This window comes from Paraburkholderia caledonica (genome assembly GCF_000383275.1).
Classification (GTDB): Bacteria; Pseudomonadota; Gammaproteobacteria; order Burkholderiales; family Burkholderiaceae; genus Paraburkholderia; species Paraburkholderia caledonica.
The window spans coordinates 1,300,385-1,315,464 of record NZ_KB911034.1 but is presented as its reverse complement, the minus strand read 5'-3'; the positions used below and the strand labels follow the sequence as shown (position 1 = coordinate 1,315,464).

At 62.0% G+C, this 15,080-nt stretch carries 17 protein-coding genes; 9 read left to right on the top strand and 8 right to left on the bottom strand.

What is annotated here, in order from left to right; translation table 11 throughout:
* The 3 genes from ilvA to H281_RS0106065 all read left to right on the top strand — a co-directional run.
* Positions 1-846: threonine ammonia-lyase, biosynthetic (ilvA, locus tag H281_RS0106075; RefSeq protein WP_020066189.1), on the top strand; the 846-nt coding region annotated here is incomplete at its 5' end.
* Between the two features lie 252 nt (positions 847-1,098).
* Positions 1,099-2,277 carry a 4-hydroxybenzoate 3-monooxygenase gene (locus H281_RS0106070; protein ID WP_020066188.1) on the top strand — a complete coding sequence of 393 codons (1,179 nt, stop codon included), beginning with the start codon at positions 1,099-1,101 and terminating at the stop codon, positions 2,275-2,277.
* A 156-nt stretch (positions 2,278-2,433) separates the two neighbouring features.
* Positions 2,434-2,685: a hypothetical protein gene (locus H281_RS0106065; protein ID WP_020066187.1), complete on the top strand. Its 252-nt coding sequence runs from the start codon at positions 2,434-2,436 to the stop codon at positions 2,683-2,685.
* Positions 2,686-2,805: 120 nt separating this feature from the next.
* Here the strand turns inward: H281_RS0106065 and H281_RS0106060 are convergent, their stop codons facing one another.
* The 3 genes from H281_RS0106060 to H281_RS37475 all read right to left on the bottom strand — a co-directional run bounded on the left by H281_RS0106060 (position 2,806) and on the right by H281_RS37475 (position 3,704).
* On the bottom strand, positions 2,806-3,075 hold the full coding sequence (locus H281_RS0106060) for a hypothetical protein (protein ID WP_027804338.1): 270 nt from the start codon (positions 3,073-3,075) through the stop codon (positions 2,806-2,808).
* An 83-nt stretch (positions 3,076-3,158) separates the two neighbouring features.
* Positions 3,159-3,527, bottom strand: coding sequence for a hypothetical protein (locus H281_RS0106055; RefSeq protein ID WP_020066185.1), 369 nt, complete (start codon positions 3,525-3,527; stop codon positions 3,159-3,161).
* 54 nt (positions 3,528-3,581) lie between these two features.
* The gene (locus tag H281_RS37475) at positions 3,582-3,704 is read right to left on the bottom strand and encodes a hypothetical protein (RefSeq protein WP_020066184.1); all 123 of its coding nucleotides are present in this window, start codon (positions 3,702-3,704) and stop codon (positions 3,582-3,584) included.
* Between the two features lie 476 nt (positions 3,705-4,180).
* Between H281_RS37475 and H281_RS0106040 the strand changes: the two genes are divergently transcribed.
* Positions 4,181-4,735, top strand: a complete 555-nt coding sequence (locus H281_RS0106040) for a cytochrome b (RefSeq protein WP_020066182.1) — start codon at positions 4,181-4,183, stop codon at positions 4,733-4,735.
* 266 nt (positions 4,736-5,001) lie between these two features.
* Here the strand turns inward: H281_RS0106040 and kdgR are convergent, their stop codons facing one another.
* The 3 genes from kdgR to kduI form a co-directional block, all read right to left on the bottom strand.
* Positions 5,002-5,877: a DNA-binding transcriptional regulator KdgR gene (kdgR, locus tag H281_RS0106030; RefSeq protein ID WP_020066180.1), complete on the bottom strand. Its 876-nt coding sequence runs from the start codon at positions 5,875-5,877 to the stop codon at positions 5,002-5,004.
* An 84-nt stretch (positions 5,878-5,961) separates the two neighbouring features.
* A complete protein-coding gene (gene kduD / locus H281_RS0106025; protein WP_020066179.1) occupies positions 5,962-6,762 on the bottom strand; it encodes a 2-dehydro-3-deoxy-D-gluconate 5-dehydrogenase KduD in 801 nt (266 codons plus the stop codon).
* Positions 6,763-6,825: 63 nt separating this feature from the next.
* Positions 6,826-7,662, bottom strand: coding sequence for a 5-dehydro-4-deoxy-D-glucuronate isomerase (gene kduI / locus H281_RS0106020; protein WP_027804336.1), 837 nt, complete (start codon positions 7,660-7,662; stop codon positions 6,826-6,828).
* A 311-nt stretch (positions 7,663-7,973) separates the two neighbouring features.
* On the opposite strand from kduI, the gene kdgT reads away from it, so the two are divergent.
* A complete protein-coding gene (kdgT, locus tag H281_RS0106015) occupies positions 7,974-8,990 on the top strand; it encodes a 2-keto-3-deoxygluconate transporter (protein WP_020066177.1) in 1,017 nt (338 codons plus the stop codon).
* A 41-nt stretch (positions 8,991-9,031) separates the two neighbouring features.
* Here kdgT and H281_RS0106010 read toward each other — a convergent pair whose 3' ends face one another.
* Both H281_RS0106010 and H281_RS0106005 read right to left on the bottom strand, forming a co-directional pair.
* Positions 9,032-9,610: a GNAT family N-acetyltransferase gene (locus H281_RS0106010; protein WP_020066176.1), complete on the bottom strand. Its 579-nt coding sequence runs from the start codon at positions 9,608-9,610 to the stop codon at positions 9,032-9,034.
* 108 nt (positions 9,611-9,718) lie between these two features.
* Positions 9,719-11,164, bottom strand: a complete 1,446-nt coding sequence (locus H281_RS0106005; protein ID WP_020066175.1) for an NAD-dependent succinate-semialdehyde dehydrogenase — start codon at positions 11,162-11,164, stop codon at positions 9,719-9,721.
* 325 nt (positions 11,165-11,489) lie between these two features.
* Here H281_RS0106005 and H281_RS0106000 point away from each other — a divergent pair, with 325 nt between their 5' ends.
* The 4 genes from H281_RS0106000 to hpnI all read left to right on the top strand — a co-directional run bounded on the left by H281_RS0106000 (position 11,490) and on the right by hpnI (position 14,997).
* The gene (locus H281_RS0106000) at positions 11,490-11,693 is read left to right on the top strand and encodes a cold-shock protein (RefSeq protein ID WP_006052818.1); all 204 of its coding nucleotides are present in this window, start codon (positions 11,490-11,492) and stop codon (positions 11,691-11,693) included.
* Positions 11,694-11,804: 111 nt separating this feature from the next.
* Positions 11,805-12,185, top strand: coding sequence for a hypothetical protein (locus tag H281_RS0105995; protein WP_020066174.1), 381 nt, complete (start codon positions 11,805-11,807; stop codon positions 12,183-12,185).
* Positions 12,186-12,412: 227 nt separating this feature from the next.
* Positions 12,413-13,834 carry a hopanoid biosynthesis associated radical SAM protein HpnJ gene (gene hpnJ, locus H281_RS0105990; RefSeq protein ID WP_020066173.1) on the top strand — a complete coding sequence of 474 codons (1,422 nt, stop codon included), beginning with the start codon at positions 12,413-12,415 and terminating at the stop codon, positions 13,832-13,834.
* On the top strand, positions 13,831-14,997 hold the full coding sequence (hpnI, locus tag H281_RS0105985) for a bacteriohopanetetrol glucosamine biosynthesis glycosyltransferase HpnI (protein ID WP_020066172.1): 1,167 nt from the start codon (positions 13,831-13,833) through the stop codon (positions 14,995-14,997). The genes hpnJ and hpnI overlap by 4 nt, the downstream gene beginning before the upstream one ends.
* Positions 14,998-15,080 lie beyond the last annotated feature (83 nt).

Below are 15,080 nucleotides of genomic sequence, written 5' to 3'. Positions count from 1 at the left end.
AACGAGGTCGGCCTGTTCTCCGACGGCACCGCGGTGAAGCTCGTCGGCGAAGAAACCTTCCGCCTGTGCAGCGAATATCTGGACGACGTGCTGCTCGTGAACACCGACGCGCTGTGCGCCGCGATCAAGGACGTCTTTCAGGACACCCGCAGCGTGCTCGAACCGGCGGGCTCGCTCGCTGTGGCGGGCGCCAAACAGTATGCGGAGCGCGAAGGGGTCGAGAACCAGACGCTGATCGCGATTACGTCGGGCGCGAACATGAACTTCGACCGCATGCGTTTCGTGGCCGAGCGCGCGGAAGTGGGCGAGGCGCGCGAGGCGGTGTTCGCGGTGACGATTCCCGAAGAGCGCGGCAGCTTCAGGCGCTTTTGCGAACTGGTGGGCACGCGCAGCGTCACCGAATTCAATTACCGGATCGCGCAGGCCGAGTCCGCGCACATTTTCGTGGGCGTGCAGATCCGGAACCGCAGCGAATCGGCGCAGATTGCGGGCGCCTTCGAGGCGCACAACTTTGCCACCGTCGATCTGACGTTCGATGAACTCTCGAAGCAGCATATCCGTTACATGGTCGGCGGCCGCTCGCCGCTCGCACACGACGAACGCCTGTTTCGCTTCGAGTTTCCCGAACGACCGGGCGCGCTGATGAAGTTTCTTTCGTCGATGGCGCCTGACTGGAACATCAGCCTTTTCCACTACCGTAATCAGGGCGCGGACTACAGCTCGATTCTCGTCGGCATTCAGGTGCCGCAGACGGACAACGCCGAGTTCGAGCGCTTCCTCGCGACACTGGGATATCCGCATTGGGAAGAGACGCACAATTCGGTGTATCGGCTGTTTCTTGCCTGAACGCTGCGACTGACAGCGCTCGGGGTTTACCTTGAGTGCCCGTTCAGTGCGGGCTCGGACCGCATGGCGAATGGCCGCGCCGCGAGCGGCGTCAGTAGGGCGTCGCGCGGTATTTGCGCAATTCAGCAATGCTTGAACTACAGATGCCTTATCGCGAAAATGGATAGAGGGTATCTCGCATATCGCGTTGCGCGATAGCAGGGCCGATCGTCAAACTGGGCGCAAATCAAACTTGTACTCAGGAGACACATCATGCGTACCCAGGTTGGCATCATCGGCGCCGGGCCCGCGGGCCTGCTTCTTTCACATCTTCTTCATTTGCGCGGTATCGAATCGGTCGTGCTCGAGACGCGCACGCGTGAGCAAATCGAATCGACGATCCGTGCCGGCGTGCTCGAGCAGGGCACGATGGATCTTCTCAGCCAAGCCGGCGTCGGCGAGCGCATGAAGGCGGAAGGCGCGCTGCACCATGGCTTCGAACTGGCGTTCGAAGGCAAGCGTCGGCGGATCGATCTCACCGCACTGACCGGTCATTCGATCACCGTCTACGCTCAGCACGAGGTGATCAAGGATCTCGTCGCGGCGCGCGTCGCCGCGGGCGGGGCGTTGCGCTTCGGCGTAACGGACACGTCGCTGCACGGCATCGATACCGACAAGCCGTCGATCCGCTATCGTCACGAAGGCGAAGCGTTCGAGTTGCCATGCGACTTCGTGATCGGTTGCGATGGCTCGCAAGGCGTGTCGCGCGCGGCAATTCCGCAGGCATTGCGACGCGACTTCGAACGCGTGTACCCGTTTGGATGGTTCGGTATCCTGTGTGAAGGACCGCCGTCGTCGGACGAACTCATTTACGCGCGCCACGACCGCGGCTTCGCCTTGATCAGCACGCGCTCGGCCAACGTTCAGCGTATGTATTTCCAGTGCGACCCGAAGGACTCCGTCGACAACTGGTCGGACGATCGCATCTGGGCGGAACTGCACGCCCGGGTGGACTCGCACGACGGCCAGCACGTGGTGGACGGCAAGATCTTCCAGAAGAACATTGTCGGCATGCGCAGCTTCGTGTCGGCAACGATGCAGCATGGCCGGCTCTTTCTCGCGGGCGATGCCGCGCATATCGTGCCGCCAACCGGCGCGAAAGGGATGAACCTTGCCGTCGCCGATGTGCGTCTGCTCGCGAAAGCGTTGAACGCGTTCTATGTCGAGAACCGCACCGACCTGCTCGACGGCTATAGCGAAACAGCGCTCAAGCGCATCTGGCGCGCGGAGCATTTCTCGTACTGGATGACGAGCATGATGCACCGTATCGAAGGCGCGTCGGCGTTCGAGCGCCAGCTTCAGGTGGCGGAACTCGAATACGTGACGACTTCTCGCTCGGCGGCTACCGTCATGGCAGAGAATTACGTCGGCGTGGCCGTGCCGCAGGACTGAACTCGACTCGACCGCTTCCGATTGTCGGCGCAACCGCAACACTGAATTCAGGATTAACGGATTTATCCTGTGTCGCCGCGCGCCTACACTGCCTTCATCGCTGCAGGCAAATCCCGTTTGCAGCATACGCAGAAGACATGACCGGAGGTGGTCAAAATGAAATCACTCATTCAGGCTGTTGCAATTGCTGCGGTGCTTGGCGCACCGATCGCTTCGTTCGCGCAGCCGTCTGCGCAAGCTGCGACGCAGGACAAGCAGGCTGTGCAAACCGAGGCTGCAGGTCAGCAGGGCTTCGCGCGAGCTGATAACAGCGGCTATGGTTCGGGCAGCCACGGCACTTGGCAAGCGGGCCGCGGCGGTGACGTTACGTTCAGTTCGTACTCGCCGCCGGTGTACAACGCGCGGTAAGCGGCTGAAAAGCGGTTGCGGAAAAAGTTTTGAAACAAGGCCCGCAACGCAAGTGGTAGAAACATGACCGGTGAGACGCCGGTCGGGAAGCGCGCAACGCATCGAGTGTTGCGCGCTTTTTTACTTCTGCGACGCATTTCCTTGCGGTGTGCGCAACAAGGTCATCTCGTTGCGTAGCAACGCGAGCAGGTCGTCGTCGGTGGGACGTGTGCCCCAATGCCGCGCGCCCGCCACCGACGCAATCGCGGTCCACGAGTGCGGTGGGAACCATTCGCGAACGAGTGTGCCGTCCTGGCGCAAACACAATTGGCCGGTCTGCTCGCTGTATTCCGCGCAGACGAGCATGCCGTCTAGCTGCGCGGTGACTCGCCGTAGATCAGTGCGTAGCAAACTGTCGCTCCTGCAAAGTGCTGACGCGCAAAACGATGCCGCGCGGCGCGATGTTTATCGACAATAACGCCGCGCAGCAAGCGTCAATCATCGCCGCCGTGGCCGTGCCACTCACCATGGCCGTGGCCGTGTCCACGCCAGTCGCCGTGCGGACCGCGCGCGTCACGCCATTCACGTTCGCGATGACGTTCTTCCCACTCGCGTCGCTCCCAGTAACGGTGGCCGTCGTAGTAACGCTCGCCATACCAGCCCGGGCTCACGACCACGACCGGTGGCGCCGGCGCATAGACGGGCGGCGGAGGCGGCGCATAGACAGGCTCGGGCGCATACGCGACACCGGGCACGCCGATGTTCACGCCGACGTCGACGTGAGCAAGCGCGGCGGTAGACGCGCCGATACCAAGACCCGCGACGATTGCAATGGACAGCAAACGGTTTTGTGTTCGATTCATGTGGGGGTTCCCGCGTTTTTATGATTGAGCGTGGACGGTCCGCGTATGCCGCGATCAGTAACGATCGTGGTAACGATAATGGTCGTGATAACCGCCGCCGTCCGGGACCACGATGCAACCGCTCAGTGCAGTGCCGAGCGTTACCGCCAGAATGGCCAGCGCGAAAATTCGTTTCATGAGAGTTGCTCCTTTTCCTGTTGATCCGAACTCTACTGAGAGGCGGAATTACCGTTGTGTTCGTGTGTAACAGGACGTGTCGATAGCATTGCGCGAAAGCAATGCACGGCACGTGGGCAGGCGAGGGTGAGCAAGGGCGTTGAAATGAACTGCGATGTGGTGCGCGCGACAGGCAAGCCGTTGAGCGTGTTGCGAAAACGCCGGGTGATTGCGGATTCAACCAGTTGCGGCGCGTTGAAACTTCGCTGCCGCCGACACCGGCAAGCGGCCATCATGACGTGGAACCGCGCGTATGCCTCGCAGATACATTCGGTTGCAGACTGGCGCTTCGTGTCGAACCTTGGCGCCGTTCATGCCTGAGCGGAAATGGCGCGCGGCGCGACATCAGCTTTTCTTAAGATTCGCGCCGTAGCATACTGGCTCCCATGCGGCCGCGAAACGCGGCTCCCCACGACGCTTTCGAAACGGCCCCTCTCATGCGCATGCAATCTGTCGATACCCGTTCGCACCTTTATGCGACCGGCTATGATGGCGTCGCCAAGTTCCTTCACTGGCTCGTGGTCGTGCTGATTACGGCGCAATTCATAATCGGCTGGACCATGCCTGACATTCACAAGGGCACCCGGCCCGAAGGGCTAATCGCGTGGCACTTGGGAGTGGGCGCGACCCTGGTCGCGGCCGTGATTCTGAGAATCGTCTGGCGACTCACGCATCGGCCTGGGCCCGCACCTGTGTCGCCATTGCTTCGCACCGTTTCGCATGTCACGCATGGTTTGCTGTACCTTGCGCTCGTCATCGTGCCCGTGCTGGGATGGGCAAATGCATCGTCGCGCGGCTGGTCGGTAAAGCTCGCCGGTCTGCTGCCTTATCCGTCGATTTCGCCTGTGGGCTCGAGCGTCGGTCATGAAATGGGCGACATACACGGTTATCTTGCGTGGGCGTTGCTGGCCCTGATCGGTTTGCATGTCGCCGGCGCGCTTTATCATCGCTTCGTTCTCAAGGATCTGGTTTTGCAGCGAATGCTGCCTTGAGCGAATCGTGCGCCTGAGTATCGGCGCAGGCTTAGCGCTATTGATGTGTCACGCTGTGCCGACATGCCGATCATTTTGCGCAACGCGACCGCGACCGCGCGTGGCGATTGCCGCCTCGTGCGTGATAAGCATGTGAGCAACAGGTTTCCGCCGAACAGCCATCAGCAGACTTACCGCAGCATGCAAGGTCCAGCCCGCGTCGTTGCGCAGCGTGCTCGATTTCATCTGCGAGTGCAGCCGCGCGCTGCACTCGCATCCGTATCCGCTTAGCCGGGCTGCACGGCCGCGTGCTCGGGCGCGGCCTCCTCGCGATAGCCGAGTCGCGCCGAAATTGCCTCGCCGGATTGCTTCAACAGCGCGACGTAGTGCGACTTGGTATCGGCGCCGCAGCGCATCGTCGGAAACGAAACCGACAGTCCCGCGATCACGCGGCCGAAACGGTCGAAGACAGGCACCGCGAGACACTGCAAGCCTTCCTCCTGTTCTTCGTTGTCCTCGCCGTAACCTTGCTCGCGAACGCGCGGCAGAATGCTCAGCACGGCCTCGGCTGACGACAGCGTCTTTTGCGTCGACTTACGGAATTCGACGTGAGAAAGCACCTCACGCGCGTCGGCGGGGTCCATCCATGCGAGCAGCACTTTGCCGATTGCCGTGCTATGCAACGGATTGCGCCGGCCGATGCGCGACTGCATGCGCAGTCCGTAGTCGGCGTCGATCTTGTGGATGTAGATGATCGCGTCCTCGTCGAATGCGCCCAGGTGCACCGCCTCGCGAGTCACCGCGCCGATGCGGCGCATTTCCACATCGGCTTCGCGCACCAGATCCACGCTTTCGAGCGCCTTCGCGCCCAGTTCGAACAACCGGATGGTCAGGCGATAGCGCTCGGTCTCGACTTCCTGCGTGACGTAGCCGAGTGCCTTCAGCGTCTGAACCACGCGGTGCACGGTGGTCTTCGACATGCCGAGACGTTGCGACAACTCGCTGATGCCAATCTGTCCGCTGTCGCCGATCGCAGCGAGAAGAGCGAACACGCGGCCAATGGATGAAGCCGATTCGCCTTTGTCGTTGCCGCACTCGACGCTTTCTACGTCGTGCGCGAGGGCTGCGGGGTCGCCCTTGCGCTGTTTGCCGGTTGCTGCCATTTCCGTGATTCCCTGATCGAACTCTTTTCTGTACCGCGTGTGAACAACGCCCGGAGCATACCGTCTCGCGCGCTTTTTGCGGAGTCAGCGCGCGAGCCATCCGCCGTCTACTGCCAGTGTATGCCCGTGCACGTAGTCCGACGCGGACGATGCGAGGAATACCACCGGACCGGCGAGATCGTCCGGCGCGCCCCAGCGTCCGGCCGGGATGCGGCTCAGGATTTCATCGTTGCGCTGCGCGTCTTCGCGCAACGCTGCCGTGTTCGCCGTCGCCATATAGCCCGGCGCGATTGCGTTCACGTTGATGCGCTTTGCGGCCCATTCGTTTGCGAGAAGACGCGTAAGACCGAGCACGCCGCTTTTCGACGCCGTGTAGGACGCGACGCGTATGCCGCCCTGGAACGACAGCATCGACGCGATGTTGATGATCTTGCCGCCGCTTTGTTGTTTGACGAACTGCCGGGCGGCGGCCTGGGCGAGAAAGAAGAGGCTTTTCAGGTTGAGGTCCATGACCGCGTCCCAATCGTCCTCGGTGAAATCGAGCGCGTCCTGGCGGCGAATTATGCCCGCGTTGTTGACGAGCACGTCGATGCGTCCGAACGCTTCGACGGCAGCGCGTACGATGTCCTCGACCGGCGCGGTGGACGACAGATCGGCTCGCACGTCCGCGAATCTTCGGCCGGTCACTTCGACACGCGCCGGCGTGTCGCCCGCATCGGCCCGCGATACGCCGACGATATCGCAGCCTGCCTGGGCAAGCGCGAGCGCCATGCCGGCGCCAAGGCCGGTGTTGCTGCCGGTGACGATGGCCACCTTGCCGCCGAGGTCGAACGGATTTGCCGCAGAGCGGTTGATTGCCGGGATAGTCACAATGTCAGAGCCCATGTCGTGTGTTGCATATGCGAAGGTTTTGGTCGCGGGTGTGGCCGATACACGCGAAGCACATGCTCAACTCAGATCGCGCACGGCGATGTGGTCCATGTCGCTGAATACCTGATTCTCGCCGACCATGCCCCAGATGAACGTGTAAGCCTGCGTGCCGACGCCCGAGTGAATCGACCAGCTCGGCGAGATCACAGCCTGTTCGTTATGCACGACGATGTGCCGCGTCTCATTCGGTTCGCCCATCATGTGGAAGACGGCGGCGTCGTCGGCGACATTGAAATAGAAATACACCTCCATGCGCCGCTCGTGCGTATGGCAGGGCATCGTGTTCCACAAACTGCCGGGTTCGAGCTTGGTCATGCCCATCGAAAGCTGGCAGGTGGGCAGCACCTCCGGCACGATGAACTTATAGATCGTGCGGCGGTTGCTCGTGGCTGCGTCCCCGAGCGTTTGCGGCGACGCCTCGCCAAGCGAGATCGTGCGGGTCGGGTGCGATTCGTGGGCGGGCGCGCAGTTCAGGTAGAACCTGGCCGGCAGCGACGCGTCGCTGCTGCCGAATGCAACCGACTGCGCGCCGCGCCCGACGTAGATCGCTTCCTCATTGCGCACGGTGTAGCGCGTGCCGTCCACATCGACCCAGCCATCGCCGCCAATGTTGATCGCGCCGAGCTCGCGCCGCTCCAGCAGATAGTTGACGCCGATCGACTTGCCGAGCGAACCGGGCACTTCGACCGCTCGCGCGACTGGCCATGCGCCGCCCACGATGATCCGGTCGATGTGGCTATAGGTGAGCCGCAGCGCGTCGCGCTCGAACACCTGGTCCACGAGGAACTCCTTGCGCAATCCGGCGGTATCCAGCGTCCTGGCGTATTCGCTGTTTATGGCCTGCCTCACTTGCATGCTCGCTTCCACGATCTGTCTCCGACGATTGGCTCGACCTCGCGCATTGCTGCGCGGGCGACGTGTGTGGCATCGACTGTAGCGCGTTATTCGCGGTTTCGGAACAGTGGTCCACAAATTTTCAGCGCCTCGCTACTGGTCTGCTGGGATGACTGTCACAAAGCGGGGTAAACGATTACCTTAGAAAGCAAAATAATCGGAACGACGTTCCTTTTGCGATGCTATATTGCGCCGAAAGGGAGCAGTCGGCGCAAGACCGGTTCTTATCCTGATTCACCCGAAAACTGGACGCGAAGTCCACGGAGGAGACAATGAAGCTCAAGAAAGCCATCGACCGTATTCCTGGCGGGCTGATGCTGGTACCGCTGCTGCTTGGCGCCTGCGTTCATACATTCGCGCCGGGCGCGGGCAAATATTTCGGGTCGTTCACCAACGGATTGATCGCCGGCACCGTGCCGATTCTCGCGGTGTGGTTCTTCTGCATGGGTGCGACGATCGACTTGCGGGCCACCGGCACCGTGCTGCGCAAGTCGGGCACGCTGCTCGTCACGAAGATGGTGGTCGCGTGGATCGCGACGCTCGTGGCGTCCCATTTCATTCCTATCGACGGAATCAAAGGAGGGCTCTTTGCCGGGCTCTCCGTGCTGGCCATCACCACGTCGATGGATATGACCAACGGCGGTCTCTACGCGGCCGTGATGCAGCAATACGGTACGAAAGAGGAAGCGGGCGCGTTCGTGCTGATGTCGGTCGAGTCGGGGCCGCTCGTGAGCATGATCATTCTGGGCGCGACGGGTGTCGCTTTCTTCGAGCCGCGGCTTTTCGTCGGCGCTGTGCTGCCGTTTCTGATTGGCTTTGCGCTCGGCAATATCGACAGCGATCTGCGCGAGTTCTTCGGCCGCTGCGTGCATCCGCTGATTCCGTTTTTCGGCTTTGCGCTCGGCAACGGCATCGACCTCAACGTGATTGCGAAGAGCGGCATGGCAGGCGTGTTGCTGGGTCTCGCGGTGATCGTCGTGACGGGCATTCCGCTGATTCTCGCGGACCGCTGGATCGCGGGCGGCAATGGCGCCGCGGGACTCGCGGCGTCGTCGACGGCGGGCGCGGCGGTAGCGAATCCGGCGATCATCGGCGAGATGATTCCGAGCTTCAAGCCACTCGTGCCGGCCGCGACCGCAATGGTTGCGACCGCGTGCCTCGTCACCGCGATTCTGGTGCCGATGCTGACCGCGCTATGGGTGCGCAGGCATCACGCGCGCGACACGCTGCGCGAAGAGTTGCTGGCGCCGGCGGCGCCGCCGCTGAAGGAGAGCGATATGCATGTGTGAGGCTTGTTGCCGGGGATAAGGTAAAGCATGGGGGCCGAGTTTCAACGCGGCCCCAGCTTCGTTTCCAGCATGGCCTTCACCTGCGCCCATTCGTCGTCGATGATGCTAAAGCGCACCGAATTGCGCTTACGGCCGTCCGGCATGATGCGTTCGTGGCGGACCACGCCTTCCTGCTTCGCGCCGATACGCAGAATCGCTGCTCGCGATTTGTCGTTGAGCTCGTCAGTGGTGAATTGCACGCGCACGCATTGCATCGCTTCGAATGCGTGCCGCAGCAGCAGATATTTCGCCTCCGTATTGGCCGCGGAGCGTTGGGCGGATGCACATAGCCACGTGTGGCCAATTTCCAGCTTGCGATTCGCGCGGTCGATTTTCCAGAACCGCGTGCTGCCGATCACCGTGCCGGTTTCGCGGCGCACGATCACGAACGGCATCACCGTTCCCGCATCGCGTCCCGCCAACGCGGTGTCGATATAGCCGCCGATCGTGTCGGGGCCGGGTACGACAGTCAGCTTGAGATTCCACAATTGGCCATCTGCCGCTGCATCGAGCAGCGCTTGTGCATGGTCGCGTTCAAGCGGCCTCAGTTCCACCGTCTTTCCGATCAGCGTGAGTTGCATATGCTCACAAAACGCCTTTGCGAGTGGCAATAAAAAAGTCCGCAAGCGTAACCTCGCGGACCCTGTACGTCTAGCAACGATCGGGCGCAGCTTGCCCGACCAGATGCCTTAGGACGACATCACCGTCACGGACTTCGTGACCAGATACGCTTCCATTGCTTCCGGGCCACCTTCGGAGCCGTAGCCCGAATCCTTGACGCCGCCAAACGGCATTTCCGGCGTGGGCGTGGCGGGCTGGTTGATCCACAGCATGCCGACTTCGAGTTGCTGCGACAGCAGATGCACGTTGCTGAACGACTTCGTGAACGCGTAACCGGCGAGGCCGAACGGCAGACGGTTGGCTTCCGCGATCGCTTCTTCGAGTTTGTCGAAACCGCGGATGGCCGCGATCGGGCCAAACGGCTCGTTGTTGAACACGTCGGCTTCGAGCGACACGTTGGTCAGCACCGTCGGCGCGAAGAAATTGCCCTCCGAGCCGACGCGCTCGCCACCCGTCTCGATCTTCGCACCGGTCTTGCGCGCGTCGTCGAGAACCTTGCTCATGGCCGTCAGACGGCGCGCATTGGCGAGCGGGCCGAGCGTCGTGCCTTCCGCAAGACCGTCGCCGAGCTTCAGGCCTTCGGCGTGCTTGACGAGCGCCGCGGCGAACTCTTCGCGAATGCTGTTGTGCACGAGAAAGCGCGTGGGCGAAATGCAGACCTGGCCCGCATTGCGGAACTTCGCGCCGCCCGCTGCCTTGACGGCAAGCGCCACATCGGCGTCTTCAGCGACGATCACCGGCGCGTGACCGCCCAGTTCCATCGTGGCGCGCTTCATGTGCGCGCCGGCCAGCGAGGCCAGTTGCTTGCCGACCGGCGTGGAGCCGGTGAACGTGACTTTGCGGATGACCGGATGCGGAATCAGGTAGCTCGATATTTCGGCGGGATCGCCGAACACGAGACCCACCGTGCCCGCCGGCACGCCTGCTTCGACGAAAGCCTGCAGCAGGCCCGCCGGCGACGCAGGAGTTTCCTCCGGCGCCTTCACGAGGAACGAACAGCCGCTCGCGAGTGCCGCGCTCAGCTTGCGCACGATCTGGTTGACCGGGAAGTTCCACGGCGTAAAGGCGGCGACCGGACCGATCGGCTCCTTCAATACGAGTTGCTGCGCGGCGAGATTGCGCGAGGGCACGACGCGGCCATAAAGGCGGCGGCCTTCGTCGGCGAACCACTCGATGATGTCCGCCGCGGCCAGCACTTCGATCTTCGCTTCGGCGAACGGCTTGCCCTGTTCCTGCGTCATGAGACGGCCAATGTCCGACGCGCGCTCGCGCACGAGCGCGGCTGCCTTACGCATCACCGCGGCGCGCTCATGAGCCGGCACCTTGCGCCATGCTTCGAAGCCGCGTTGCGCCGCTTCCAGCGCGCGATCGAGGTCGGCGATGCCTGCGTGCGCCACCTTGCCGATCACCTGGCCGGTGGCGGGGTTCACGACGTCGATCGTCTTGCCGCTGGCGGCATCGCACCATTCGCCGTTGATCAGAAGTCGGGTATCGGTATAGCTCGAAATTGCCATGCTGGTTCCTGTAAATGAGAAAACGACAGGCTGCGCGGCGTTCGGAGAATGAGCCGAACCCGCGCTGCCGAGAATGGACTGCCGATAACGAACATCTTAGCTGATTGTTTCCAAACGCACCGGCGGAGGGCGCATTCGAACGGGCGAGGCACGCCTCTTGCTCAGCATGTTTCGGGGACCATGGAACTTCGCTGCCTGACAAGGGGGGAAGGTTCGTGGAGCAAGCGCAGCCGCTGCGACACCGCGCAAACAGGCGTACAGTCGAGCGGCAGTCCCCGCCCGAGAATTGCCAGTTTAGTCAACCAGATGCACATGAGGAATCGACATGCCTACCGGTACAGTGAAGTGGTTCAACGACGCGAAGGGCTTCGGCTTCATCACACCCGACGACGGAGGTGAAGACCTGTTTGCCCATTTCTCCGAGATTCGCTCGGAGGGCTTCAAGTCGTTGCAGGAAAACCAGAAGGTCAGCTTCGAGGTGAAGCAGGGGCCCAAGGGCAAGCAGGCAGCGGATATCAAGCCCATCTAGAGTCAAGCCCAGCACGCGAGACGATAGCGAAGCGGCGGCGGCCGGCTTGCGCTCCCGGCGCATGGCCGGCACGTCGATCGGCGCCGCGTGCCGCGCGCAGGCGAGGTTCGTGTGGACAGACAATCCGCTTATCAGGAAATCGACGCCAACGGCGGCGAAGCGTATGCGAAGTTCTTCGCTGCGCAAAATCCGGAGGCACCGCTCACACCGTTCTGTCATCGCTATCTGTTTGAAAAGGAACAGGCGCGGGCCAATGATGAGCGCGGCTTCGCCCTGAAGTCGCTTGCGCAAATGGAGTCCTCGTCCCATGTGGCGCAGGTGGCGGCCAGCGCGTCGCGCGACGCCGCCAATGCCGCTCATACCTCCGCAACGGCCGCGCGGCGCTCCGCATTCTGGACGATGATCGCGGCCATTGCGTCGGCCCTCGGCGTCGCCGTGAACGCCGCGCTCAATCTTGGCTGGCTCGATTGGGCACGACACCTTGCGCGTTAATCCGGCTTTCGTTTCCGGTAGATCGCAGGTCATTAGTAAGCATGCCGAAACCTCCTGTTCATGCGAGCGCGACAACGTCCGCTCGCGTCATTCTGCTTAAGGTTTCCTTCAGCTTTGCTCCGTAGCATCTGCGCGAATACATGTCTCTGCTCGCCCGCGGCGAGCGCCCCTCCGACAGTTGTTCGACAGAAAACAGAAAGCGCCTGTTCAAGGTTGCTGGAGCATCCATGAAAACTCTGTTCTTGCAGGCGCCGTCATATGACGGCTTCGATGGTGGCGCCGGTTCGCGTTATCAGGCAAAGCGTGAAGTCCGCTCGTTCTGGTATCCGACGTGGCTTGCGCAACCGGCGGCACTGGTTCCCGGCAGCCGCGTGCTCGACGCACCCGCCGATGGGCTGTCGGTGGACGCCACGCTTCACATTGCGCAGCAATACGATCTGGTGATCATTCACACCAGCACGCCGTCTTTCCCGACCGACGCGCTTTTCGCAGAAGACCTGAAAAAGCGTAAGCCGTCGCTGCTGGTCGGCATGGTGGGCGCAAAGGTCGCCGTTGATCCGCACAACTCGCTCACGGCGAGCGAGGCGATCGACTTCGTCTGCCGCGAGGAATTCGACTTCACCTGCGCGGAGATCGCTGCGGGCAAGCCATTCGCGGAGATTCTCGGCCTGAGCTATCGCGCGCGGGACGGCTCGATCGAGCACAATGCAGCGCGCCCGATCCTCGAGAACATGGACGAGTTGCCGTTCGTCGCACCCGTCTACAAACGCGATCTGACGATCGACAATTACTTCATCGGCTATCTGAAGCACCCGTATGTGTCGATCTACACGGGACGCGGCTGCCGCTCGAAGTGCACGTTCTGCCTGTGGCCGCAGACAGTGGGCGGGCATCGCTATCGCACGCGCTCGGTCGAGAACGTCCTGGAAGAAGTGAAGTGGATTCGCGACAACATGCCCGAAGTAAAAGAGATCATGTTCGACGACGACACGTTCACCGACTTCAAGCCGCGCGTCGAGGAGATTGCCCGTGGTCTCGGCAAGCTCGGCGTGACATGGTCGTGTAACGCGAAAGCGAACGTGCCGTACGCCACGCTCAAGATCATGAAGGAAAACGGCCTTCGGCTGCTGCTCGTCGGCTACGAATCCGGCGACGATCAGATTCTGCTCAACATCAAGAAGGGTTTGCGTACCGACATCGCGCGGCGCTTCAGCGACGACTGCCGCAAGCTCGGCATCAAGATTCACGGCACGTTCATTCTGGGTTTGCCCGGCGAGACCCAGGAGACCATTCAGAAGACGATCGAATACGCGAAGCAGATCAATCCGCACACCATCCAGGTGTCGCTTGCCGCGCCGTATCCAGGTACTCGCCTTTATGAGCAGGCGGTTGAAAACGGCTGGCTCGAACAGAACAAGGTGATCAACCTCGTCAGTAAAGAAGGTGTTCAGCTCGCCGCTATCGGCTATCCGCATCTGTCGCGCGAAGAGATCTATCACCAGCTCGAAAACTTCTACAAGCGCTTCTATTTCCGTCCGTCGAAAATCTGGGAAATCGTGCGCGAAATGCTGACCAGTTGGGACATGATGAAACGGCGCTTGCGCGAAGGCGTCGAGTTCTTCCGATTCCTGCGCGCTCACGAGGCGTGAACGCCGCGCATTGGATCGCGGCCGCGATTGCTTATGCATGCGCCGCGTGCGCGGTTTCCGGCGTCGGCTACACGCTCGTGGCGAGCGTGCTGATCGGGCGGTTTTTTGCGCGTGCGGTTGCCGAACCTGGCAGCTTCCCGGATATAACGGTCGTGAAGCCGCTGCACGGCAGCGAAGGTGCGCTGCTGCGCAATCTGTCGAGTTTCTGCGAGCAGAACTACGCTGGCGCCGTGCAGTTCGTTTTCGGCGTGCACGACCCGGCGGACCCGGCATTGCAGGCCGTCCACGAATTGCAACGCCTGTATCCACAGGCCGACATCACGGTCATTTCCGACAGCGGCCTGTACGGCCCGAATCGCAAGATCAGCAACATCGTCAATATGCTGCCGCACGCGCGGCACGACGTGCTTGTGTTTGCCGATAGCGATGTCGGCGTCGGGCCCGACTATCTGCGTCACATCGTCGGTGAACTGGAGAAACCCGGCGTTGGACTGGTGACGTGCGCGTATCGCGGCGAGCCCGAGCCCGGCTTCTGGCCGCGCCTGTCGGCCGCCGCGACCCACTATCAGTTTTTGCCGGGAGTCGTCACCGGCATCGCGCTCGGTCTTGCACGACCCTGCTTTGGACAGACGATTGCGATGCGGCGCGCCACGCTCGACAAGATCGGCGGCATGCTGCCGTTCGCACGTCATCTGGCGGAAGACCACGCGATAGGCGAAGCGGTACGCGCAATCGGCGAAAAAGTGGCGATTCCGCCGTTCACCATCTCGCACGCTTGCGTGGAGGCAAGCGCGGCGCAACTCGTCTCGCACGAGTTGCGCTGGAGCCGGACGATCCGCAGCGTCGATCCGCTCGGCCATCTCGGCTCCGCGTTGATGCATCCGCTCGCGTTCGCAGTGCTCGCGGTGGTGTTCTCGGCTGGCGCTTCATGGAGTTGGGGGATCGTGGCGCTCGCGCTGTTTGCGCGCTTCGCATTGAAGCTTTGCGCCGATCGCGCATTGCAGCAGGCGCATGGCGGGCTGTGGCTGCTGCCGATATGGGATATCGTGTTGTTTGCGATTTTCGTGGCGAGCTTCGGCTCTTCGCGCGTGATCTGGCGGGGCTTCAGCTTCGAGGTGGATGGTGACGGCCTGTTGTCGCCCGCGCGGGACGAGTCGCGCTGAATCACAATGAGCCGCGAACAGACGGCGGAAGTAGAGGAGGTTAGGGCAGCAATGACGCGCAGGTCTTCCGAATCGAACGATGA